The 252-nt window shown below is 60.7% G+C and carries 1 pseudogene; it reads left to right on the top strand.

Going from position 1 to position 252, the window contains the following annotated elements:
• A pseudogene (locus tag A3728_RS16565) lies at positions 1-252 on the top strand (hypothetical protein); the annotation flags it as partial.

The raw sequence follows: 252 nt of genomic DNA, 5'->3' as shown, positions 1-252 counted from the left end.
ATGCGCGGACTTGGGGTCAATATCTGGGCGACGACTGGCAATTCCGCGATGTCGATTTTGCTGATGCCGTGGCCTATTGCGCACAAGATGACGATACCCGCGTGATCATGGGATATCTCGAAGGGGCAACCGATCGCGACAGGCTGGTCGAGGCACTGGAGCTGGCGCGTGCCTGCGAAAAACCGGTGGTCATGATGAAGGTCGGGCGCAGTGCGGTCGGGGCAGAGGCCGCGCAATCGCATACCGCCTCAT

Source organism: Sulfitobacter sp. HI0040, from assembly GCF_001634885.1.
Lineage (GTDB): Bacteria > Pseudomonadota > Alphaproteobacteria > Rhodobacterales > Rhodobacteraceae > Sulfitobacter.
The sequence above is the reverse complement of the archived record's forward strand: the minus strand, read 5'-3'. Positions and strand labels throughout refer to the sequence as shown.